The sequence below is a fragment of the Sivoneniella epilithica UHCC 1019 genome (assembly GCF_040830845.1).
Classification (GTDB): domain Bacteria; phylum Cyanobacteriota; class Cyanobacteriia; order Leptolyngbyales; family Leptolyngbyaceae; genus ULC077BIN1.
Genome location: NZ_JBFPDP010000042.1, coordinates 19075 through 41499 on the forward strand (window position 1 = coordinate 19075; position 22425 = coordinate 41499).

26 protein-coding genes are annotated in these 22425 nt (G+C 48.3%); 10 read left to right on the plus strand and 16 right to left on the minus strand.

Going from position 1 to position 22425, the window contains the following annotated elements:
* Nucleotides 1–48: 48 nt before the first annotated feature.
* On the minus strand, nt 49–375 hold the full coding sequence (locus AB3R30_RS20565; protein WP_458651086.1) for an MgPME-cyclase complex family protein: 327 nt from the start codon (nt 373–375) through the stop codon (nt 49–51).
* A 129-nt stretch (nt 376–504) separates the two neighbouring features.
* The gene (locus tag AB3R30_RS20570) at nt 505–1227 is read right to left on the minus strand and encodes a pyridoxine 5'-phosphate synthase (RefSeq protein ID WP_458651087.1); all 723 of its coding nucleotides are present in this window, start codon (nt 1225–1227) and stop codon (nt 505–507) included.
* Between the two features lie 166 nt (nt 1228–1393).
* Here AB3R30_RS20570 and AB3R30_RS20575 point away from each other — a divergent pair, with 166 nt between their 5' ends.
* Nucleotides 1394–2275: a hypothetical protein gene (locus AB3R30_RS20575; RefSeq protein ID WP_458651088.1), complete on the plus strand. Its 882-nt coding sequence runs from the start codon at nt 1394–1396 to the stop codon at nt 2273–2275.
* Between the two features lie 103 nt (nt 2276–2378).
* Here the strand turns inward: AB3R30_RS20575 and psaK are convergent, their stop codons facing one another.
* Nucleotides 2379–2630 (minus strand): photosystem I reaction center subunit PsaK, encoded by a 252-nt coding sequence (gene psaK, locus AB3R30_RS20580; RefSeq protein WP_458651089.1) that lies wholly within the window; start codon nt 2628–2630, stop codon nt 2379–2381.
* A 405-nt stretch (nt 2631–3035) separates the two neighbouring features.
* Between psaK and AB3R30_RS20585 the strand changes: the two genes are divergently transcribed.
* The 3 genes from AB3R30_RS20585 to AB3R30_RS20595 all read left to right on the plus strand — a co-directional run bounded on the left by AB3R30_RS20585 (nt 3036) and on the right by AB3R30_RS20595 (nt 6344).
* A complete protein-coding gene (locus tag AB3R30_RS20585) occupies nt 3036–3509 on the plus strand; it encodes a tetratricopeptide repeat protein (protein ID WP_458651090.1) in 474 nt (157 codons plus the stop codon).
* A 26-nt stretch (nt 3510–3535) separates the two neighbouring features.
* A complete protein-coding gene (locus tag AB3R30_RS20590) occupies nt 3536–5089 on the plus strand; it encodes a DASH family cryptochrome (protein ID WP_458651091.1) in 1554 nt (517 codons plus the stop codon).
* 211 nt (nt 5090–5300) lie between these two features.
* Nucleotides 5301–6344, plus strand: a complete 1044-nt coding sequence (locus tag AB3R30_RS20595; RefSeq protein WP_458651092.1) for an adenylate/guanylate cyclase domain-containing protein — start codon at nt 5301–5303, stop codon at nt 6342–6344.
* A gap of 45 nt (nt 6345–6389) precedes the next feature.
* Here AB3R30_RS20595 and AB3R30_RS20600 read toward each other — a convergent pair whose 3' ends face one another.
* From AB3R30_RS20600 to AB3R30_RS20620, 5 genes are all read right to left on the minus strand, one after another.
* A complete protein-coding gene (locus AB3R30_RS20600) occupies nt 6390–6704 on the minus strand; it encodes a sensor histidine kinase (RefSeq protein WP_458651116.1) in 315 nt (104 codons plus the stop codon).
* Nucleotides 6705–6707: 3 nt separating this feature from the next.
* Nucleotides 6708–7511 carry a hybrid sensor histidine kinase/response regulator gene (locus AB3R30_RS20605; RefSeq protein ID WP_458651093.1) on the minus strand — a complete coding sequence of 268 codons (804 nt, stop codon included), beginning with the start codon at nt 7509–7511 and terminating at the stop codon, nt 6708–6710.
* A gap of 293 nt (nt 7512–7804) precedes the next feature.
* Nucleotides 7805–8689 (minus strand): hypothetical protein, encoded by an 885-nt coding sequence (locus AB3R30_RS20610; RefSeq protein ID WP_458651094.1) that lies wholly within the window; start codon nt 8687–8689, stop codon nt 7805–7807.
* A gap of 12 nt (nt 8690–8701) precedes the next feature.
* Nucleotides 8702–9202 (minus strand): hypothetical protein, encoded by a 501-nt coding sequence (locus AB3R30_RS20615; protein ID WP_458651095.1) that lies wholly within the window; start codon nt 9200–9202, stop codon nt 8702–8704.
* A gap of 31 nt (nt 9203–9233) precedes the next feature.
* Nucleotides 9234–9854, minus strand: a complete 621-nt coding sequence (locus tag AB3R30_RS20620) for a hypothetical protein (protein WP_458651096.1) — start codon at nt 9852–9854, stop codon at nt 9234–9236.
* A 387-nt stretch (nt 9855–10241) separates the two neighbouring features.
* Between AB3R30_RS20620 and egtC the strand changes: the two genes are divergently transcribed.
* On the plus strand, nt 10242–11030 hold the full coding sequence (gene egtC, locus AB3R30_RS20625) for an ergothioneine biosynthesis protein EgtC (protein ID WP_458651097.1): 789 nt from the start codon (nt 10242–10244) through the stop codon (nt 11028–11030).
* Entirely contained in the window at nt 10999–12279 is a 1281-nt protein-coding gene (gene egtB / locus AB3R30_RS20630; protein WP_458651098.1) for an ergothioneine biosynthesis protein EgtB, read from the plus strand. The genes egtC and egtB overlap by 32 nt, the downstream gene beginning before the upstream one ends.
* A 51-nt stretch (nt 12280–12330) precedes the next feature.
* On the opposite strand, the gene AB3R30_RS20635 is transcribed toward egtB, so the two are convergent.
* The 7 genes from AB3R30_RS20635 to AB3R30_RS20665 all read right to left on the minus strand — a co-directional run bounded on the left by AB3R30_RS20635 (nt 12331) and on the right by AB3R30_RS20665 (nt 18094).
* A complete protein-coding gene (locus AB3R30_RS20635) occupies nt 12331–12843 on the minus strand; it encodes a hypothetical protein (protein ID WP_458651099.1) in 513 nt (170 codons plus the stop codon).
* A gap of 123 nt (nt 12844–12966) precedes the next feature.
* Nucleotides 12967–13305, minus strand: coding sequence for a BON domain-containing protein (locus AB3R30_RS20640; RefSeq protein ID WP_458651100.1), 339 nt, complete (start codon nt 13303–13305; stop codon nt 12967–12969).
* A 177-nt stretch (nt 13306–13482) separates the two neighbouring features.
* Entirely contained in the window at nt 13483–14535 is a 1053-nt protein-coding gene (locus AB3R30_RS20645) for a threo-3-hydroxy-L-aspartate ammonia-lyase (RefSeq protein ID WP_458651101.1), read from the minus strand.
* Nucleotides 14536–14804: 269 nt separating this feature from the next.
* The gene (locus AB3R30_RS20650; RefSeq protein WP_458651102.1) at nt 14805–15077 is read right to left on the minus strand and encodes a DUF3143 domain-containing protein; all 273 of its coding nucleotides are present in this window, start codon (nt 15075–15077) and stop codon (nt 14805–14807) included.
* 14 nt (nt 15078–15091) lie between these two features.
* Nucleotides 15092–15697 carry a J domain-containing protein gene (locus tag AB3R30_RS20655; protein ID WP_458651103.1) on the minus strand — a complete coding sequence of 202 codons (606 nt, stop codon included), beginning with the start codon at nt 15695–15697 and terminating at the stop codon, nt 15092–15094.
* Nucleotides 15698–15903: 206 nt separating this feature from the next.
* Complete coding sequence (locus tag AB3R30_RS20660; RefSeq protein ID WP_458651104.1) at nt 15904–17283, minus strand: O-antigen ligase family protein; 1380 nt, start codon at nt 17281–17283, stop codon at nt 15904–15906.
* A complete protein-coding gene (locus tag AB3R30_RS20665; protein WP_458651105.1) occupies nt 17258–18094 on the minus strand; it encodes a YaaW family protein in 837 nt (278 codons plus the stop codon). The genes AB3R30_RS20660 and AB3R30_RS20665 overlap by 26 nt, the downstream gene beginning before the upstream one ends.
* Nucleotides 18095–18221: 127 nt before the next feature.
* Here AB3R30_RS20665 and map point away from each other — a divergent pair, with 127 nt between their 5' ends.
* The 4 genes from map to AB3R30_RS20685 all read left to right on the plus strand — a co-directional run bounded on the left by map (nt 18222) and on the right by AB3R30_RS20685 (nt 21648).
* Nucleotides 18222–19019: a type I methionyl aminopeptidase gene (map, locus tag AB3R30_RS20670; protein WP_458651106.1), complete on the plus strand. Its 798-nt coding sequence runs from the start codon at nt 18222–18224 to the stop codon at nt 19017–19019.
* The gene (locus AB3R30_RS20675; RefSeq protein ID WP_458651107.1) at nt 19016–19660 is read left to right on the plus strand and encodes an HD domain-containing protein; all 645 of its coding nucleotides are present in this window, start codon (nt 19016–19018) and stop codon (nt 19658–19660) included. The genes map and AB3R30_RS20675 overlap by 4 nt, the downstream gene beginning before the upstream one ends.
* Before the next feature lie 110 nt (nt 19661–19770).
* Nucleotides 19771–20682, plus strand: coding sequence for a metallophosphoesterase (locus tag AB3R30_RS20680; RefSeq protein WP_458651108.1), 912 nt, complete (start codon nt 19771–19773; stop codon nt 20680–20682).
* A gap of 45 nt (nt 20683–20727) precedes the next feature.
* The gene (locus AB3R30_RS20685; RefSeq protein ID WP_458651109.1) at nt 20728–21648 is read left to right on the plus strand and encodes a histone deacetylase family protein; all 921 of its coding nucleotides are present in this window, start codon (nt 20728–20730) and stop codon (nt 21646–21648) included.
* On the opposite strand, the gene AB3R30_RS20690 is transcribed toward AB3R30_RS20685, so the two are convergent.
* Complete coding sequence (locus AB3R30_RS20690) at nt 21637–22173, minus strand: 2'-5' RNA ligase family protein (protein WP_458651110.1); 537 nt, start codon at nt 22171–22173, stop codon at nt 21637–21639. The two genes, AB3R30_RS20685 and AB3R30_RS20690, sit on opposite strands and share 12 nt — an antisense overlap.
* Between the last annotated feature and the right edge of the window lie 252 nt (nt 22174–22425).

A 22425-nucleotide genomic window follows, 5' to 3' on the forward strand; every position in this document is an offset into this window, starting at 1 on the left:
GATACTTCTGTTACCAGCCTGCTGGATATAGAAAATCAACAAATTCTCCTAGGGTGCAGAGGCTAAAGAAGCGATCGCTTGCGGGATCGTATCTGAGGGAGCTTGAAACTCTCCAGTAATAACAAATTCTAGTCGCAGTTTTAGCCAGTTTATAAACTGCGGGTTGGTGGAAATTATGGCGCTAGCAGGCTGAGGACACTGACTTTTAAGATCCGCCATCTCTGGAGCTTCCAAAAAGGCAGGTTGATGAACGAGCCAAAAGTCTATTGCTTTTTCTTGCTCTCGATAATATCGGGTGCGCTCTTTTAGCACTTCGTCAAGGGCTTCTCCCTCAAGAAATTTTTGACTCGCCAGTGTGAAGTAATAAGTTTGCATGATGAACCGTTTTGACCTAATAAATTGTGAGTTTTGTTGTGAGTTTGAATTGTAGGATTTGATCTTACCGAGGAGCCTGATGGATTCGATCGCTGAATTCAAACCCTACAGCAAAAAAAATCATAACTTTTATGAATTACCGTGAATAACACGCTTCATATCACGCACGGCGAGTTCCATGCCAACCAGCGCCGCTCGACTGATAATCGTGTGCCCAATATTCAATTCTTCCATCCCTGGCAGGCAGGCTATCGGGTAGGCGTTCCAATAGGTCAACCCGTGTCCTGCATTCACTCTCAGCCCAGCCGCGATCGCCCGTTTGCACCCATCTTCTAGCACTTCAAGTTCTTTTTGTTGTGCGGCTTCTCCTTTCGCCTCGGCATAGCGCCCGGTGTGCAGTTCGATAAATTTGGCTCCTGCTAAACTAGAAGCCTCAATTTGAGCGATATCTGCATCAATGAATAAACTAACCGGAATTCCGGCGGCTTGCAGTTCCTTAACCACTTGAGCCATACGTTCGGCTTGTCCGGCGATATCTAATCCGCCTTCTGTGGTCACCTCTTCTCGGCGTTCTGGAACCAATGTCACATAATCTGGTTTCACTTCAAGGGCGATCGCCGCCATTTCGTCGGTTGCTGCCATCTCCAGGTTCAAGTGGGTTCGCACGGTTTGACGCAACAATTGCACATCCCGATCTTGAATATGTCGTCGATCTTCTCGTAAATGGACGGTGATGCCATCCGCGCCGCCTAGTTCTGCCAATATCGCCGCCGCGATTGGGTCGGGTTCTATGGTTCGTCGCGCTTGCCGAATGGTTGCGATATGGTCAATATTGACACCAAGAGTAACCACTCCAAAATTCCTTTGCTGTAAGCCTATGACCTCGATTGTACCGAATCATTACAAACTCTCATCATCAAATTTCTAGATCTAACCGCAGGCAAGGTATTCCAGTTGTAGAATCTATAGATGTAAAGCTGAATTTTTGCTTGCAATACTTTTTAGGCGGCTTGGCACGGTGACAAAAGCTTCATCTCATGCAGCAAAAGATACATTTCGTGGGCGATTTTTAGTCAGCGCGATTCAAGATTTACCGTTGGCAAAACTTAAGACGCAAACGCTTAAACGGTTTTCCTCGAGGCATGGCTTCGGATCAGGGGGATGGGTGGTAGTAACCACTGGCGCGATCGCCCTGCTGTATTGGAACAGTCGGTTAGTGTTTGCCACAGGCACCGGCATTGTGGCGATGCTGCTGGTGTATCTGATGCATGACTGGAAGCCCTCCATCAATGCTGTGGCACTTCGTCAACTGCTACAAGGGTGGAACCAACCCTTTCTGGTTGCTGCGGGTACTGGGGCGATCGCCACCTTTAGCACCTATCTCGCTGCTGCAATTTGGGCGGAATCCGATAGCGCTTGGATTGCATCCGGGGCAATCTTGCAGGGAATGGGAACGCTGACTGGCTTAGGGCTGCTGGTGTGGCAAATCTGCAATCGCCAAGAGTCTCACGCTCCCCTGCAAATCAATCAACTGCTGTTTGATTTGGCGCATGAAGATCCTTTGAAACGCCTATTGGCAGTTCGTCAACTGACGGACTCGATTTCTGTATTAGATGATCAGTCTCGTTTGGATCGGCGATCGCTCCCTACAAACCGCCACCCCAATCTCGCCAAAATTCCTTCCCGTCGTCAAATTGCCGACTATTTTCGGGTCATGCTCCAGCGCGAGGAAGATCCGATTATTCGGGCAGCGGTTTTAGATGGATTGCAAACCTTAGAAATTGTTCATCACTTAAAGCAGGCAACTGAGCCGCAGGTTCGAGTCAATCAGTTGCAAGTGAGTCAGCCGCGATCGCCCGTAAAAGCACGGCGTTTAGCCTCTGACTACTCAAGGCGATAGTCCAATCAGCAACCACTCCAAAAGTGAGATTGATTAAAAACAAAGAAGCTAGGAATGTTTTCCCGGCTTCTTTGTTTATGGCACTTATTGACTTAAAGGCAAGTTACAAAACGCCTAGATTAGACAGCCCTAAAATCGCGCCTGCTCCCAAAATGTGCCCCAGAGAAGCTGAGCCGATTAAAGCCGCTAAACTCATGCCACCAAAAGTAGTGGGTGCAGGACCAACGTTTTTCCGACTGATGGTAGCTCGACCAATCGCGATCGCGATGATATTGCAGACGATCATCACCACTGCAACGCTAGGACTCCAATTGACCGCTCTTTCAGCCACGGCAAACAACGGCATATTTAACATTAGGTCATCTCCAAAAAAATCCAAGTTGGCGATATTGTCTAATTGCCCCTTCCACTTTGATAGGAATTGCAGCAATAGTTTACATTCTCAGGCAAGAGTTGGGGACATGAGTCCCTCTAAGGGGGGATGGACTACCGCAAGAAATAATTTGCTTCAGGACAAATTAACCTTGCAATTAAGGGTTAAAACCCCCTGTGCAATCCAACAAAGTACAGATATATTGAAACGCGAGAGCTATAAAACTACTTCCACTAAAAACGCTGCTTACCGATATCAAAAGTTGAGCATAATGGCGGATAAGGAATATGGCTTATAAAAGCCAGAATATACAAGCCAACTATGCCTATTGAGAGTGTAAAAGCGGCATTGACTAACCTTAAGTCTTTGATCTTGTCAAGAAATACTATGGGTCTATCTACTGTCTCCTCAAATCCTTGTCTTCTATCCAAGCGCTATACGCAACGATCGTCGCTTAACGCAAGCACTCTATTGACGACCAAAACGCTTCATCGTTTGTGGTGTAGCCGGGGTGCCGTTTTGACCAAGCAAGGCTATTACGAGGCTGCTCTTGCCAGTTTTGAAGCCGCGCTCCGCATTCAACCTAATCGGTCTAAAACCTGGGTATTTCACGGAGTCGTGTTAGTTCACTTGCAGCACTACAAGGCTGCCCTTGCCAGTTTTGACCGCGCCATAGATTTATCGAATACGAATCGTGAAGCGTGGCTGTTTCGGGGATCGGTGTTGAAAGAGTTAAAGCAATATCAAGCGGCGTTGTCTAGCTACAGTCAAGCACTAACGCTGCAAAAGCAAAACTCTGAGATTTGTCGAGACTATCCCATCTGGAACTCATCCAAAATCGATTGGACACTGGTAGAGTAACGGGACGTGTTGCTTAAGCCGCCCCCATGACTGATCAGCGAATTTTGATTTGGTTTCGTAACGATTTGAGATCGCACGACCACGAACCTTTGCACCGTGCCATTCAAGCAAACCCTGATTTTTTGCTGCCGCTTTATTGTTTTGAGCCGCGTCAGTTTGGGCAAACCTCTTTTGGCTTTCCTAAAACGGGCGCATTTCGGGCGCAGTTTTTGCTAGAAAGTGTGGCAAATTTGCGGCGATCGCTCCAGTCCCTTGGCAGCAATTTGATCATTCGTCAGGGCACTCCAGAAACGGTGATCCCTGCTTTGGTAGACCAGTGGGGGATCACAGCGGTTTACTACCACCCAGAAGTCACCTCAGAAGAAATTGCGGTGGAAAATGCAGTGAATCGCGCCCTCGCGGCGATCGGGGTTCAGTGTCAGCGCTTTTGGGGACACACGCTGTATCACCCTGCTGATTTGCCTTTTGAAGTGAGCCAACTGCCAGAAGTATTCACTAACTTTCGCAAGCAGATTGAAAAAGTCAGCACCCTTAATCCCACCTTTCCCACGCCCGAAAAATTGCCGCCACTGCCCCCTGTAGAACCTGGCGAGTTGCCCTCGTTATCCACCTTTGGGTTAGACTTGCCTACTTTCGACGATCGCGCGGTGCTGAAATTTGAGGGCGGCGAAACCGCAGGTAAAGCTAGGCTGAATCACTACTTTTGGCAGCAAGATTGCCTCAAAACTTATAAAGAAACTCGAAACGGGATGATCGGTGCCAATTATTCCTCAAAATTCTCTCCCTGGCTGGCGTTGGGCTGTCTTTCGCCTCGCTATATTTTTGAGCAAGTGCAAAAATATGAAACCCAGCGAGTCCAAAACGATTCGACCTACTGGCTGATTTTTGAACTACTGTGGCGGGATTATTTCCGGTTTATTTGCAATAAGCATGGTGATCGCATTTTCCGATTGTCTGGACTGCAAGGAATCCCGATTCCCTGGAAAGAAGATTGGCAGCGATTTGACCTGTGGCGCAACGGTCAAACGGGCTTTCCCCTAGTGGATGCTAATATGCGCGAAATTGCTGCTACCGGATTTATGTCTAATCGCGGGCGACAAAATGTTGCTAGTTTTCTTACCAAAAATTTGGGCATTAACTGGCAAATGGGCGCAGAGTGGTTTGAGTCGCTGCTAGTGGATTACGACGTGTGCAGCAATTGGGGCAACTGGAACTATACAGCAGGTGTTGGCAATGATGCCCGTGGCTTTCGCTTTTTCAACATTCTCAAGCAGTCTAAGGACTACGATCCCAATGGCGACTATGTAAAATATTGGCTGCCCGAACTAGCACAGGTTCCCGCAGGCAAAGTGCATGAACCCTGGCTACTTCTCCCAGTGGAGCAACAGCGCTTTAACGTCAAGTTGGGCGTGAATTATCCCAATCCAGTTGTGAATTTGTTTCAATCGGCGGCGGCAAATGAGGCGATTTATAACGCAGCTATGCAAAAAGCTGGACTAGGCGATCGCGGAGTATCGAGCGGCGCGGCTAGGAACCGTAGCAAACAGGGGAATAAAAAGCCGAGAATTGGGGAAAGATAAAGACACACTGATCAGTGGAATAGGTGAGGGACGCGATCGCCTCCAACCGCTACAATGGCGATCTATAGGGTGCTGTTAATTTGTTTTAAGGTCTGTTTTGAGACACTATAAATCGTGAAGAAACGAACCATTTAATGCGTGGAGTGTTTTAATCCGGGCTTCTCAGTGGGTTCAGTGTAGATTCAACCATACGGTGATGCCAGCCCCCACAATGACACAAATTTTTTATTTACCCGACCAAAAACTGATCGAAACAGAAGACGCTAACACACTGCTCACAGCGGCTTTGGAAGCGGGAATCCCTCATACTCATGCCTGTGGCGGCAATGCTCGCTGTTCTACTTGTCGCGTGTTGATTTTGGATGGGCAAGAATTTTGTGCGCCGCGCACTCCAGAAGAACAGGTTTTAGCGGATCAGTTAGGCTTTGAACCTTGTGTGCGATTGGCGTGCCAAACGATGATTACTCGTGAAGGCAAAATCACCCTACGGCGGTTGTCACTAGACGTGGAAGACGTAGCGATATTTTTTGATCAGGTATCCAAAAAAGTTGCGCCTTCCATGCTGGGGCAAGAAAAGCATGTGGCTATTTTATTTGCAGATATTCGTGGGTTTACTTCCTTCTCCGAAGCCGTGCTGCCCTACGATGTGATTTATGTTTTGAACCGCTACTTTCAGCGGATGGCAGAGGTGATCAATCGCTATGGTGGCACGATCAATGTCTACATGGGTGATGGTTTTATGGCGTTATTTGGCGTAGATAATCCTGATCGCGCCGCAGAACGAGCGATTCGAGCAGGCGTGGCAATGCTGGCGGCGTTGGAGGAGTTGAATCCATCTTTAGAAGGCTTATATCAGCGGCGGCTACAAATAGGTATTGGCGTTCACTATGGCTGGACTGTAATTGGTACGATTGGCGATCCTAAAAATCCCAAGATGACGGCGATCGGGGATGCAGTAAATTTGGCAAGTCGGATCGAGGCGGCTAATAAGCCTTTAGGAACAACCTTTCTGATTTCCAAAGAAGCTTATACCGAAGCGAAAGACCATGTTTTAGTCGGGCAGGCGTTTCAGGTAGAAATTCCAGGAAAAAGCGGAGAATATAGTCTTTACGAGGTTAAGGACATTATTCCTTCCACAATCAGCGACGAGTTGGACATACTACCTGCTGCTAAGGCAAAATATCGCTGGTTCAGCCCCATTAAACGATTGATCAGGGCTGTGAGATATTGGGTGAAGCAGTTGATGAGGAAGTAGAGAACAGGGGGTAGGAAAATCCGAAACCCAAAACTTTGTACTCCGCTACTGCTTCTTTCTAGGTAGGACTACTGTAAATGTAGTGCCGTGTCCAAGTGTGCTATCAACGCTGATGTTGCCGCCTTGGAGTTCTGCACATTGTTTGGCGATCGCTAAGCCAAGTCCAGTTCCAGGGATTTGCCCCACATTAGCCGCTCGATAGAAGGGGGTGAACAAATGGGGCAGGGTTTGGGGAGGAATGCCAATGCCTTGATCCGATATACCTAGACTAAAGCGATCGAGTTCGCCGTGCAACTCTAAGGACACAGTGCCGCCTGCTGGGGAATATTTAACGGCGTTGCTCAGTAAATTGTTTAACAGATGTCATAAAAGCTTTTCATCTAAAAACGCATAATATTGCTTAACATTAGTAGAAAAAGCTAGGGTGTGATGATCGTCGCAGTTCACCTTTAGCATTTCTATTAACTCTTCGCAAAAGCCGACTACTTCTACGTCTAAAGGTGACCATTCCAAAGGATTCGCGTTTGAATGCTCTAGGGTTAGCACATCTTCTAAAAGTTTATTGAGGCTATTCGTTGCGGTTTGAATTCGCTGAATGTAGCGCATTTTTTTTTCATCAGGCAATTGCTCACTGTGGCTTTGCAACACTTCTGCGGCAAATTTGATGGCAGTTAGGGGATTGCGAAGTTCGTGAGCAAGCAGACAGAGATATTCAGATTTTTCATGCGCTAGTTCTTCAGCAGCATTTTTCCTAGCTTGAACGGTTTGTAAGGTTTTCTGCACTTTTAGTTCTGCCTGGTGACGAACGATCGCAATTTCAATGGTCGTGGACAGCGATCGTTCGCTAAATGGCTTCATTACATAGCCAAACGGCTCAGATTGCTTCACTCGTTCTAAAGTGGCGCGATCGGCATTGGCAGTTAGGTAAACCACCGGGAGTTGAAAATCTGTTTGGATAATGTGAGACGCTTCAATGCCGTCCATTGCGCCTTCTAGCCGAATATCCATCAAAACTAACTGGGGCTGAGTGGCAGCTACCTTTGCGATCGCTTCTTCGCCAGAAACCGCCAATCCAGACACTTCATATCCTAATATTTCCAGAGTTTCTCTGAGATCATCTGCAACAAGTTGTTCGTCTTCCACCACCAAAATTCTGGTACGCGCCATGCCGAACTCCCCAGTAGTGCAATGATTCTGCCAATTAATATCTAACTTAGTGGTGATGCATTGCCAGCAATCATCTAGAAAAACGGCGATAAGAAAAGCGATCGCTGCAAATCATTAAGAATGGATTATAAAACTTTGCGGGTTGAGGACAGTAGAACTGTTAATAAATGTAAATCTAGACAATTGTACTGGGTTTGTTGGCACAAAGGAAATTAATAGAAAACTGGACTGACTTAGATTGAGTTCATCTAAGTCAGCCCCCTGACTGATGATCTACAGTTCAACTTCAGCGTCTAAATTTCAGCAACAGCACGCTCAATCAAGCGTCGTACTAACGTTTGGATGCCCGTATGACGGTAGTACTTCACATTCATATCCAGCAGGGCACCGACATAATCCGCTTTGTCGTCAGTAAAGTCAATAAAGCCCTTTAGATTATTCATCAGTCCACTTTGGGTCGCGCCAGTAGAGGAGACGAAGTTTTTCATCCACCCTTTTGTGGAATCAAAACTTTGGGCAATAAAGCCCAGCTTGTCATCCGAGCTATTGCCGGGAATCAGATCCTTAACGCTTTTGTAGGTTTGATTGCCTTCCAAATCTGAAGCATTACTGCTTTGAACATTGCCCAGCGCTTTTTCGGCAAACTCAGGACCGAGTGGAATCAGCCCATCAAAGCATACTAAAGCTGCCATTCGCATGAGTGATTCGCCGCTGTAGTCGCCCAAAGCTCCTAAAAAGTCACCAATACTGTCGCCGGGAATACCATTTATTTGGCAAAAGGCAACTAGCTCCGTCACCAGTTTGACAGAGAGGTCAATGCTTTGGGCTTTTTCTGGTTTGGGGCTGACGTGTTTGAGAAAGCCTAAAAAAGTATCTTGTCCAATCCGGTTGGCAAGGGCAGCCGCTCCTAGCAAGCCAGAACCCCCTTGTACGGTGTCATAGAGCCAGTAGGCACGCTGATATCCTTGGGATTTGTCGTTATACAGGGTAACGGCACGCTCCCCAATTTGTTGGATCAGGGCTTCATCGGTTTCGCCCGTGACCGCCCGAATGGTGTTATCAAATCCGGTCAAATTTTGCCATTGTCCGGGAATGAGCGTATCAAGGGACTTCATCGCCATTACGGTGATGCCGCCCGTGGGGAGTTCGTCAACGAGTTCAAAAATCGATTTACTCACAGGTAGGACTCCTTATTTCTTTTGAGACAGACCGTTTAGATTAAATTTTTGGATCCAATTTACGCGGTCTTGCTTGGTAAAGGATGGATCACGAGATTGAGCTTTAACTTGAAAGCGATCGCCCACTAGAATGCCAGTTCCATTTTGCCCTTGGTCAACGGCAGGAAAACCCGCAATTTTGGTAGTACTTTGTTGGTATTTACTGGCAGACGCTGGCGTACTAATCGTGTCGCTGATAGACAACATCGCTACGTTCTTGCCGCCTTTATTGACCTTGTGTTCTGCAAACCCTTTCTTTTCCTGAGCAGGAACCACCGAAAAGCCGTTAGCTGATTTAGGAAAATACCGATTCAGTTGACTGCCGTTGACCGCTTGTTTAGAAACCGCTGATTGACCTTGGGTTTCTTTTTGAACTTGGTCATAGCGAGAGGGCGGTTGTTCACCGCACGCAACCATAGCCAGTGACAGGCTCAATAAGGCAGGAACGAGAAATGTGCGGGGAGTAGCAATCATGACGCTTTTAAATTATGCAAAAAATGGAGAATTAGCCAGCAGGTTGAGGCACCAAAGAGGGATTAGGCGCTCTTTGCGGAAGTGGGGGGAGTTTAGTGACTTGATTGACAGGTTTTTGAGTGGCAACTGGCGCAATCGCGGGTTTCATTTTTGCCAATGCTTTCAGGTCAAACTTTTGGAGCCACTGCACCCGATCTGCCTTAGTAAACGATGGATCGCGGGAAAGGATTTTTACCTGATAGCGATCGTTCACTAAAATTCCGGTGGCGTTAGCGCCTTGATCTACCGCAGGATAACCCGCCACTTTTTCGGTTGCGGCTTGATATTTTGCAGCCGCAGAAGGGACGCTAGTCGTGTCGCTAATCGACAGCATCGCCACGTTTTTGCCATCTTTGTTCACTTTATATTCAGCAAACCCTTTCTTTTCTTGGGCAGCGACGACTTCATAACCCCGAACGCCATCGGGAAAAATCTTGTTGAATTTCGCGCCTTGTTCAGCTTTTTTGGCAACTGCCGAAGGTGCGCCCCGTTGAGTTGTGTCTTTTTGAACCTGAGAATAGCGAGATTGCTGAGTCGGCGCGCAGGCTGAGATAAACAGCACTAAACTAATCAACAATGGGGCAAGAATTTTGCGCCAGCGAACAGAGTTCATAACGGTCTCCTTAAAAAAATTCGGACTATTGAAAATTTTGTCGTAATTTGGCTTCTTCTGTAGCAAAGTACTCAGAAATCTTAAGACAAATACTTAAGAGATACGAGCGGAGATCTACAGTAAAACGTTTTGCGTATTAGGTTTACTAATTCCTAATTCAAACCTGAGATCCATCATCAAAAATTTTTGACCTGTTTGTCTTCATCCTTAGTGCATAAGTTTGAGTACATAAGTTTGTGATGTCTACTCTCCTTAGAGTCTCTGACAAGATTGACCTCGCTTCCTAAGGGGAAGGTGATCGCTTGAAGAGGCTTTCAAAGGAGGAGTTTAAGCAAGTTCTCAGAAAATTATGTAAAGATTTGGAAAGCCTACTTTTATTCTTAACCTATGTGCCGCTTACTCGGCTACTTTGGCGCTTCTGTGCCCCTCGACCAGCTTCTTTATAAGCCTGAACATTCTTTGATTCAGCAAAGCTATCAGCCCCGTGAGATGACTGCGGGGCTACTTAATGCTGATGGATTTGGAGTGGGTTGGTATCATCCGCAGCGGGATGTTGAGCCATTTGTCTACAAAAATACGCTGCCCATTTGGAATGATATAAATTTGCCTAGCCTGAGCCGATATGTTGAATCGGGCTGTGTGTTAGCCAGTGTTCGGAGTGCGACAGCGGGTATCCCGGTTGATTTGAGTAACTGCCAACCGTTTCAATCTGAAAAAATTTTAGGCATTCATAATGGCTTTATTAATAATTTTCGCCAATCGCTTTATCGTCCAATCCGAGAGCTATTGAGCGATAAAGTTTATCAGTCCATTCAAGGGACAACTGATTCTGAACATATCTTTGCGCTGCTGGTGAATGAACTGGTTGAGAACCCGCAGGCTTCAATCACAGATGCGTTGGGGCGATCGCTCAATATACTGTCTAACCTGGGCGAAAAGTATCAGACTGATTTTTCTGCAAATCTGATTCTGAGCAATGGACAGGAAATGGTTGCTGCTCGGTATGCCAGCCGAGATCCGGTGCCCAGTCTCTATTGGCTGAGGGATGATGTTTTGTTTCCCGATGCCGTTCTGATTGCTTCCGAGCCGCTGTTTGACGGCAATTGGATTTCCTTTTGCGATCGCAGCATTCTCACCGTTGCCCATGACCTCACCATCGAAACCCACAATCTCTAGCCACTCACTCTCAGCTACCGATTTGCTCATTTCTCACTTGCGCCAAGGCATGACAGAATGCCGCGAATCCACGCTGTCGTTGTTTAAAAGCATGAACTACGACACGCTTTGTTACCAAGCCCATCCAGATTTTAGCCCTGTGGGCTGGCATTTGGGGCATATTGCCTATACTGAATCACTGTGGCTATTAGAACGCTCTGCTGGATATGCACCCCAGTTTCCCGAATATCGTCGCCTGTTTGCAGCAGATGTTTTACCCAAAGTCGATCGCGTTAAACTGCCGACCTTGCCGGAAATTGAAGCCTATTTAGGCACGATTCGTGAGCAAGTGTTTGACTACTTGGAAACTGCGCCAATCGAACAGCAAGAACGGTTATGGCGATGGTTATTGCAGCATGAAAGCCAGCATTGTGAAACGATCGCGATCGTCTTGGCAATCAAAGCGCAACAAGAAACACCCCAACTCTTCGCCCTCACCTCTTGCCTCTTGCCCCTCACCCCTGATCCAATGATTCAAATTCCTGCGGGAGTTTTTGAGATGGGAAGCGGGGCGATCGCGGCATTGGATAACGAACGTCCCACCCATCGGGTCTATCTGGAAACGTACTGGATTGATCAATATCCGGTTACGTGCCAGCAATACCAGTTGTTTATTCAGGCGGACGGCTATCAAACGCAAGCCTACTGGTCGGTTGAAGGCTGGCAATGGCTACAGCAGCATCCAGTAAGCCAGCCGTTTTATTGGTCAGATGACTCAGCTTTTAATCTGTATCCCGTTTGTGGGATCAGTTGGTATGAAGCCGAAGCTTACGCTAACTTTATCAACAAGCGATTGCCCACCGAAGCCGAATGGGAAAAAGCGGCAGCCTGGAAAAGTGCCGCCCAACTATCCTTACTTTTTCCCTGGGGCGACGAAGATCCATCGCCGCAGCACTGTAACTATGGTCACGGGATTGGACACACGACTTCAGTAGATGCTTACCCCCAAGGAGTCAGTCCCTACGGATGCTATGACCTGTTGGGCAACGTGTGGGAATGGACTGGCTCATGGTTTAAGGGCTATCCAGATTTCGCTAGCTATCCTTACCAAGGCTACTCTCAAACCTATTTTGATCATCAGCATCGAGTGTTGCGGGGAGGCAGTTGGGCAACGCGATCGTATACTCTACGAAACACCTTTCGCAATTGGTATCATCCCCATGTGCGCGAGATCTTTGCAGGATTCCGCTGTGCCCAAGACTCTCCTTAAAAACTCAGAACTCAGAACTCAAAACTCAAAACTCAAAACTCTAACATTGCCCTATTGCATGAAACGGCTTGCTAGTCGCATGGCATCGCCTAGATCAACGTTGCCGTCGTTGTTCGAGTCTAAGAAGTTGTTGAGTAGCGGATTCGAGTTGCCTTCGGTGGTTTTGCCAGAACCGAGTAAATTAAGCAGGATGGGAACCAGGGAAGCTAGCAGCCCTTGAATAGTGCCAGCAGGCAATCCGGTACGCTGGGCAATTTCTGTCGCGATCTGAGCTTGTTGATCGGGAGAGAACAGGGCACTCACCGCAGCAGGATTGGAGCCAATGCCGCCAAACTGGTTGACGATCGCCGCGACTTGAGAGTCTCCGCCTTCAGCCTGCTGTTGCTGTAACGCCGATCTCACATGTCCGCCTAGCATGGACACCATGGTTTCGCCCGTTCCAGCATCCAGGTTATTACTACTGGCGATTTGCTGCACCGTGCCTAATATATCGCTCATTTGGTCAGGGTTTGCCTGTTGATTCGGGTTGGCGATCGCGCCGATAATTTGGTCAAAAAGTCCCATCGTTTCACACTGCTAAACTGCCATCATCATACGCAAAAGGCTCAGCCATTTTGCACTGAGCCTTTGTTCTTCAATCTTGGATCTTCAATTTTGGATCAAACGACCAACGAACTAGCCGCGCTGTTAGCCAATTTCTACGCCACTTGCATCCACCGAAGTTGCACCACTCACGCCAGAGGCGACAGAGGTTGCCTTATTTAAAAAGTCTTGACTAGGCACTTTACCTTTCAACACCACTGTGCCGCCTGTTTGAGCAACCCAAAGAGTTTCAACGTCATCAATTTGTCCATCGTCGTCAAAGGCTTTAGCAACCCGTTTCGCCAAACCACTCTGATCATATTCACCATTCAAACCTACTCGCTCAGCAGGAATAGCATCACCTGTAGGAGCATTTGCAGGAGCCGCTTCAGCAGGAGCCGCCTCAGCCTTCTTTCCACCAAAAATTCTGTCTAAGAAACCCATAGTTCCAGCAATCTCCCAATATTTTGATTCACAATGTTTGATTCACAATGCAGATTAGCTTAAACAAGCTGTCAAGCACATTACCAAAAGATAGAGGAAAACAGCGTTACCCGAATTACAGGATGGAAAATCTTAAGGAAAATTTCCAATAGAGAAAATAATATTAAAGCCGCAGAACTAACTAAGCTCTTGAGCTAACGGTTTTTCAGGCACCGCTTTTTTAGATTGAGTAGCTTTTCCCAGTAGTTTTCCGGCTTGTTTTAGATCTACATTACCGCCACTGATAATGACTCCAATCCGCGCATTGGGAAACCGTAGCACTCCTTCTAGTAGCGCGGCGGCGGCGATCGCTCCGGTGGGTTCTACGACAATTTTCAAGCGTTCCCATAAGAAAAACATGCTGCGAAGAATAGCGGCTTCGGAAACCGTGACCATATCGGTGACATAGTTTAAAACGAGCGGAAAGGTATAAGTGCCTAAACAGGGCGTTCGTGCGCCATCGGCGATCGTGTCAGGATTATGCACTGTTTGTAGGGTTTTGCTATAGAACGATCGCGTGGCATCATCCGCCCGCTTGGGTTCCACTCCCACCACCTGACATTGCGGTGATAGAGTATGCGCCGCGATCGCGCAGCCAGAGAGCAACCCACCGCCGCCACAGCACACCAACAGCACATCTAATTCCCCCACTTCATCGATTAATTCTTTGGCAGCGGTTCCCTGTCCAGCAATCACAGTTGGGTAGTCATAGGGCGGAATTAAGGTTAAGCCGCGCTCGTCTGCCAGGGTTTTTCCCAGTTCTTCCCGGTTCGTCATTTCGCGATCGTAGAGCAAGACCTCTGCGCCATAATCACGGGTGGCAGCCTGTTTTACCGCTGGAGCATCGGCAGGCATGATAATTGTGGCGGGAATGTTGAGCAATCGACCTGCAAGCGCGATCGCTTGGGCGTGATTACCCGATGAATAGGCAATTACTCCCCGCTGCCGTTGTTCAGGCGACAATTGCGCCAACGCATTATAGGCACCCCGAAATTTAAAGGAACCCGTTCGCTGAAAGTTTTCGCATTTAAAAAAGACCTGACCGCCTACTTGTCGATCGACCGTGGTTGAAATAAGAACGGGCGTGTGATGGGCATATCCCTGAAGTCGAGCGGCAGCGGCTTCAATATCTGGATAAGTCACTGCCAGCAAAGGTGACGCTGTGGGTTGGGATGCTTCAAGATCAATCATTGTGACGGGCAATCCAAGAACTTGTCTTTATGCTATGGCAACGGATAAAGAGGTTAGGACACAAAGATCCTTGAGAAATAAGGAATAACGGATGGTTGTTGGCTTGCCCTTTTCGCGTATGGCTATAAAGTTACTCATTGAAACGACCCGATTGGATGAATTCAACGATCGCCTAAAAGTTTTATTCTCGGTTTGTGTAGAGTACAGACACATGGGAGCCGATGGGGGTTTATTTCGGCTCCCAGATTTCCTTTCAAAGCGCTTTTTTGCTAAGGTCCTGCAAAGATCGCTGCTTCAATATCGTGGCGGCTGAGGGAGTATTTGAACGATCGCTGCACGGCGCGATCGCCGTCTCCAAACCCAAAGTAGCGCACACTTAATTGATCCACATCCAGCCACAGTTCCGCCTTCCAGCCTGCGCGCTCAATGTGCCAACAGTGCAAATCCTCACGGTCTTGCTGGCAATCATGGGTTTTTAACCACTGCTCAATATCAGGCAAAGGATGGTTATAGAGCGGCGTATCGGCAGAGGGAAGTGACATGGAAAAACTGTTTCTCACTGATCTTTGTTAGTAAAGGTTAAGGCTTTTTGAGGTGTAGCATGATCAGTCACCCCTTTAACAAGAATAGGTTGGGTGATGACTTGCTGAGCAGGGGGCGCAGGTTGGGCAGTAGTCGGTTGAATGAGAGTATCTCCACGGGTTAGCCCGATCGCGATCGCCAAACAGAGACACCCCACAAACGTTAATCCTAAGATGAATAGGGCAAACAGTTCACCGGGCGACAGGGGGCGATCGGTGGCATCGATATAGGCAGAGGACGACCCAGGCTGACTTTGAGCCGCTGGCTGGTGCAAACTCGGTAAGGGTTGCACAACCGATACGGAAGAATAACGAATTTTGAGATTGTAAGCGGCGCGGCGTTCTTCGCTCGTTAGCGTGGCATAAGCTTCGTTCAACTGCTGAAATTTAGCCGTAGCGATCGCGGTTGGCAACTGAGTCGTATCAGGATGATAAAGCTTACTCAACTCACGGTAAGCCTGCCGAATTTCCTTAACCGATGCCGATGGATGGATTTTCAACAGGGCATAGTGAGTGGTTGCCATTCCCTGAGGGTATGAACTGCCGCTTCCATCCGTTGAATATGCTCGATCCTGCGCCACAAACGCCCTACTAGCTAAAGGTTTAAGTGAAAACAATTTTTAATCATTGTAACTGGCAAACAAGCACTGAAGGAAGATTAGGGAATAGGGAACAGGGAGTAGGAAATAGGGAATAGGGACAAGAGGATTAATGCAAACAAAATTTCCAGCGGAAACACTACGCTAACAAAATGTGGAACTCAAAATTTAGAACTCAAAACTCAAAACTATTCCCACCCCTCACTTTTCGCCTCCTCAACGTTTGCCCTGCCCCAAATGCCGATGAGTAACATCCAGCCAGGGATGTTGACGCGGGCATCAAACAGGGTGACATCGAACAGGCTGAAAATGGAAATGCTGCCAAAGGTAATGAGGAAGCTGAAATAAATGAGGCGATCGCTTGTCTCAGGCTGTCCAAAGTCCTTTAATCGACCTAAATTTTGCCAATATTGAATGCCTCTAGCGAGAACCCAACCGACTATGCCTAAAAACAGCCCCGTTGCCGGAACACCCACTTCCGCCAGCAGCATCAGCGGCAAATTATGGGGATGACCCAAAATGAAACCTGTTTGAGCTTGATACAGTGGCGTAAAGTTTCGTAATCCCCAGCCTAAAATTGGACGCTGCTGCATCAGTGACCAAGCAAACTCCCACTGAGTCGTGCGGAGGGTGGAAACTGGACGATTGGGATAGAGATCATCGGTGACCCGTGCCCAGAAAAAAGCAGGAATGATAGTTCGGAGCGGCTGTTGGATAGCAAGGGGTGCAAAAGCGGCAGCTAAGATTGCGCCCACGATAAACCCGACGACTGCAATCAGCCACCGCCAACCCACATACAGGGCAAACACAAAGCAGGCACCCGCCGCGATCGCCCAAGCATTGCGCGAATTGGTCAAAATCAGTGCGCCCCCATTCAGCAGCAGTAATCCAACCCACGCCACTGTTTCCCGATTCCATACACCAGCGCCAGCCTGCCGACTGCGCCCAATCGCCTCAATCCAAAAGCCCAACCCTAAACTGAACGTGATCACCAAATAACTCGCCAGCACATTGGCATAGGTCAGCACCGCAGACATGCGACCGGGCGGGGTTCCTTTCAAGTCAAGCTGCCAGTCAATCAAAATCCATAGTACTTGAATATGTAAAAATTGCTGATAGCCCAACCAGCCCAAAAACATCTGAAGATAGCCAATCAAGCAAACTACCACCGATGGCAGCACCAGCACCCACCCTAAGCGGCGGAGTTGAGTGGGCGTTTGGATCAGCGGACTCAAGCTGGCAAAGCAAAAAAAGTAGGGTAAAAAATTAAACAAGCCCAACAATGCATCGCTACGATGTTCGGCAACGACTGCACTGACCCCCATCAATCCGGCAAGCAGGGCAAACCCTTGATTAACACGAGATGCCATGATTTGACTCGATCGCTGCCGCCAAACCGCGATCGCGGCTACCATCATTCCCACACAGCCAAATAAAGCGCTAAATGGCAATACCAACAAACCAGCTTGCACCAATGTCCAGGAAAATCTCAGGGCTGGATCGGGATGAACCTGAAAAAGAGAATTTTTTGGGAACCAACGTCTAAGCAAATTCAAAACATTCTGCACGGGTTAAGCGAATTTGGGCGAGGGCATAAATCGTTGGAATCACCCGCCCATAGTTTGTAGACACCGATCGCCAGCCCAGATCGGCAAAAAAGTACATCCATAAGGCAGGACCTAAACAGGCAAATACACCGCGCATCGTTGCATATCGAGCAGCACTCAGCGCCATTCCTTGCCGCGCCGTTTGCACTGCCAAGGCGGTGTGAAGTTGAGTCGCGATCGCCCCACTCAACGCGGCAGCTTGCGCCACCTGATATCGAGCGACATAGACCGCAAACTGTTTCGCAATCAACTGCATCAACATCGGGCGCAACACAGACGTAACCGCGATCGCCGTACTACCCTTCACCACCAAACTCATCGGATCTTGCTGAACCGCCAGCGGTAACTGGGGCAACAGTTGCGACTTTGTCAGCGAGTGTTTAAGCTGAATAGTAAACTCCCCTTTCTCTGCCGCTGGCAACTGCTTCCATGCCCGTTCTAATAAACCTAGAAACACTTCTGCTTCTAAATCCACCGTAGACATCGACATTTTGTAAGGCAACCGCAAATGACGGCAAACCTGAATCAAAATTTGGCGATAGCTCAGTTGACTGGTCTTTTGACTAATCACCGTCAGCCCATCTGCTGCCAGATAGCGAAACCGATCCTCCAGCGCATCTAGCCAGCCATCGCGATCGCGGCTTTGAATATCCAATGGATCTGCCTTCCTGAGATAATCCAGTGGATTGAACTTTGGGCGAAAAAGAATCTCCGTCAAATCCTGCAATTCTTCATCCGTTGCTAACTCTAACGCCGTCCTCAGTTCATCCACTTCAATACCTCACCTTTGGCGGGAACAACCGTTGCTTAAAATATTCTACTCAATGCCACTTCAGTCTGTTTTCATAGTTTCCGCCAAAATTCCGCAAGAATGAACCTTTCCCGATAAAATAAAGTCTATGGCACGCGAACTTATTACTCTTTTATCTAGCCGAGAAATTGACAAAATGCGCCGAGCAGGGCATTTGGCAGGTCAACTCTTGCATCACCTCAACGCCTTTGTCAAACCGGGCATTAGCACCCTGGAACTAAACGACGAAGCCGAACGCTGGACTCAGGCACATGGCGCGAAAAGTGCGCCCCTTGGCTACGGCGGCGACAAAGATCGCCCTGCCTTTCCAAGGTCAATCTGTACAAGCGTCAACGAAGTGGTCTGTCACGGGATTCCCAATGCCAAGCAGATTTTAAGAAATGGGGATATTCTCAATATTGATGTGACGCTGATTGTGGATGGCTACCACGGCGACACGTCCAAAATGTTTTTGGTGGGCGAACCCTCCCCCATTGCCAAAAAGCTAGTTGAGGTGACCAACGAATGTCGGCGACTGGGAATTGCCGCAGTAAAACCCAATGCGAGAGTGGGCGATATTGGCGCAGTGATTCAAGAATATGCGGAGGCTCAGGGCTTTTCCGTAGTTCAGGATTTTGTTGGGCATGGCATTAGCAATGTGTTTCATACCGCTCCACAAATTCCGCACTATGGCGATCGCGGTAAAGGGTTACGGCTGCGTCCCGGCATGGTGTTTACCATTGAACCGATGATTAATGAAGGCACGTGGGAAGTTGATTTAGATGAAGAAGATGGCTGGACTGCTTATACTCGAGATCGCAAACTCTCTGCCCAAGCAGAACACACGATCGCCGTGGTGGAAGGCGGCGTAGAAATCCTTACGCCCTATCCTGGCGAAGATACGTGAATAATCTGCCCAGAACCAATACCGCTCGACTCGCCCAACAAATTCAGTTTGTGATCGAGCTAGACAAACTCAAAACCGTACTGCGGCAAACATTGCTCACCGATGCCTCTCGTCGCGAAAATAGCGCGGAACATTCCTGGCACATTGCCCTAATGGCGATCGTGCTAGCAGAATATTCGCCAGTGCCTGTAGATGTGCTGCGAGTGATCAAAATGCTGCTGGTGCATGATCTGGTGGAAATCGACGCAGGCGACACCTTTTGTTATGACCTCCAGCACAACGACAGCAAGAGCGATCGCGAAACTGAAGCCGCCGATCGCCTATTTGGTTTGTTGCCAGCCGATCAAGCCGCAGACCTGCGATCGCTCTGGGAAGAATTTGAAGCCCAACAAACCGCCGATGCTGTATTCGCTTGCTCTCTCGATCGCCTACAACCGTTGCTGAATAACCAGCAAACTCAAGGCGGCACTTGGAAAGCTAACGGCATTACCTGCGATCGTGTCCTCCAACGAATGGCTCCGATTGCGATCGGTGCGCCGGAATTGTGGGAATTTGTCCAGCAGCTTTTAGAGGATTGCATGACAAAAGGCTTCTTAGAACCTGAACGAGAGGAAACACAGGGCATGTCCGGTGGGGCGTGATGCGATGGCGATCGACATAAAGGCATGTTGTAGCGATCGCACTTTGCAGGATGTTTTCCCCAGTGTTACGCTGCAATATCATTCTTTTCTAATTGGGACAAAAGGCTGATATGCAACGACGCAATCTTCTAATTTTGGGTGGAGCAGCGGCGGCAGTTGGGTTAGGAAAAGCTGCTTTAAGTTCGATCAATACTGCGCCTGCCCCCAACCTGAATGACTCCAGCAGGGCGATCGCCCCAGCCAATCGCAACCCCCTATTGCTCCGGTTCGTCGCCACTGCGGATAGCGGCAGCAGTAACGAAAATCAAGCCGCAGTTGCCGCCGCCATGACCCGCTACTATCAGCGAAGTCCCTACAAGCTAGCCGTTTTAGCAGGCGACAACATCTATGACAATGGTGACATAGGCAAGGTTAATAGTGCCTTCGAGCGACCCTATCAAACTTTGCTGAAAAATGGCGTGATTTTCCGCGCCTGTCTGGGAAACCATGATATTCGTAGCGTCAATGGCGATCCCCAAGTGCAATATCCCGGCTTTAATATGCCAGGACGATACTACACATTTCGAGATAAAGCCGTACAGTTTTTTGTACTGGATACGAACGTGAATGTTGATTGGAGTGTCCAGCAGCCGTGGCTAGAAAAAGAATTGAGTCGCAGTAATGCAACCTGGAAAATTGTTTATGGACATCACCCGATTTATTCTTCTGGCGTGTATGGCAACACTCAAGGCTTCATTGAAAATCTGAGTCCACTCTTCAAAAAATATGGCGTTCAGCTTTATATTAATGGGCATGAGCACAGCTATGAACGCACTCGCCCGATTAACGGCACGACTTATTTAATTACTGGAAATGGCGGTGCCTATTTGCGTCCCGTAGGGCGATCGCCTTGGACAGAATATTCCGTCTCACGCTATGGATTCACAGCCTTTGAGGTGTTCAGAGATCGGATCAAGATTCAAGCGATCGCCACCGATCATCAAGTCTTTGACCAAGGCATCATTCCCTTAAAAACCGCCTAGCAAATAGAACTAGAGATACACCCATTCGCCCCTCGCCATTCATCTATGCTGCCAGTCCTTTATTCCGACGAATTTTTGCTGCATGAAACTGGCTATTTCCATCCCGAAAAGCCAGAGCGTTTGACTGCGATCAAAAATGCGCTGTTGGCTGCACCTTGGGCGAATCAGCTAGATTGGCAAACTCCCACCGCGATCGCCCAGCGTCCAATCATGGCAGAGATTGAACGAGTGCATACCTCGCGCTATATAACCACCGTTCAGCAACTCGCTGATCGCGGCGGTGGTTATTTAGATGGCGATACTCCTGTTTCACCCCGTAGTTACGAAGTCGCTCTATTAGCCGTTAGCGCGTGGCGAGATGGCATCGATCAAGTGATCAACACTGAAAATCCGGCGTTTGTCTTAGCCCGTCCGCCCGGTCATCATGCCCTCAGCGATCGCGGCATGGGGTTTTGCCTGTTTTCCAACGCGGCGATCGCAGCATGTTATGCGCTACAGCAAACGGGTATCAATCGCGTGGCGATTCTCGATTGGGATGTGCATCACGGCAATGGCACTCAGGCGATCGTCGAAACCAGTCGCGATATTGCTTACTGCTCTCTGCACGAATCGCCCCAATATCCCGGCACCGGAGCCGCTGATGAACGAGGAGCTTATAACAATGTGCTGAATATTCCGATGAGATCGGGCAGCGCGATCGCTCAATATCAATCCGCCTTTGAACAACAAGTGATGCCGTTTCTCACCCACTTCCAGCCCGATCTACTGATCGTTAGTGCGGGTTACGATGCCACTCAAGCTGATCCCCTGGCTGGAATGTGCCTCAAGCCTGCGGATTACAGCCTTTTGACGCAACACTGTTTGCACCTCACCCGCAAAATTCTCTTTGGCTTAGAAGGTGGCTATGATCTGGATGCGATCGCCCAATCGGTCATTGCCACCATTCAACCTTGTTTAAGACAATGAAGTGGTATCTGGGGCAGCAAACAAAAATTCGTTTGCTAAACTCCATGGTCCGCCTTCGTAATGCCATAAAAGCAGCCCATCGCCCGATCCATGGCAAGGCTGCCAACGAGCCGTAAGTTGTTCATAGAGCAAACGGGCTTCGGCTTCTGGTGCTTTGTTTTGAATCGTCAGGTGCGATCGATACTCTTGTCGATCTTGCTGAGTTAACCAGTTGCTCCAAGTTTGGGCAAACTGTTGATGTAATGAAACTAGCTTAGGACAATCCACTTCCACGGCAACACCTCGACCCAAAAACCGCAATTTTGGAAACTCAAGCAAGAGCGGCGGAGCGATCGCACAAAACTGTTGCAGATCGCATTGAATAGTAGCTTCTTGTTCGCCGGGTAAGGCATGAAACAGCGTGATATGTGCCGGGACAGTGTTTTTTGCGGGTGGAAAATATTGCTGACGGAGATGATTGAACCGTTCAAACGTAGCGCGATCGAGTTTAAGCGTTAGAACCAAGGGCGAAAAAGTGGGTGTCATCAACAAATCGGCTGCAAAAGCTATCTGATTTAGGATAAAAGGTGAAATCCATCCATGCCGTCTGCCCGAAGAGATATAGCAGTATAAGGAAAGATCAAGACAACAACTATCCGTTATTCCTTATCTCTCAAGGATCTTGTGTCCTAACCTCTTTATCCGTTGCTATATCGCCAAGATTGATAGCCTAAATAAGGCTTCAAATTCAAAGTCCTTCTCCTTAGGGAGAAGGATTTAGGATGAGGGTAAGTCCTT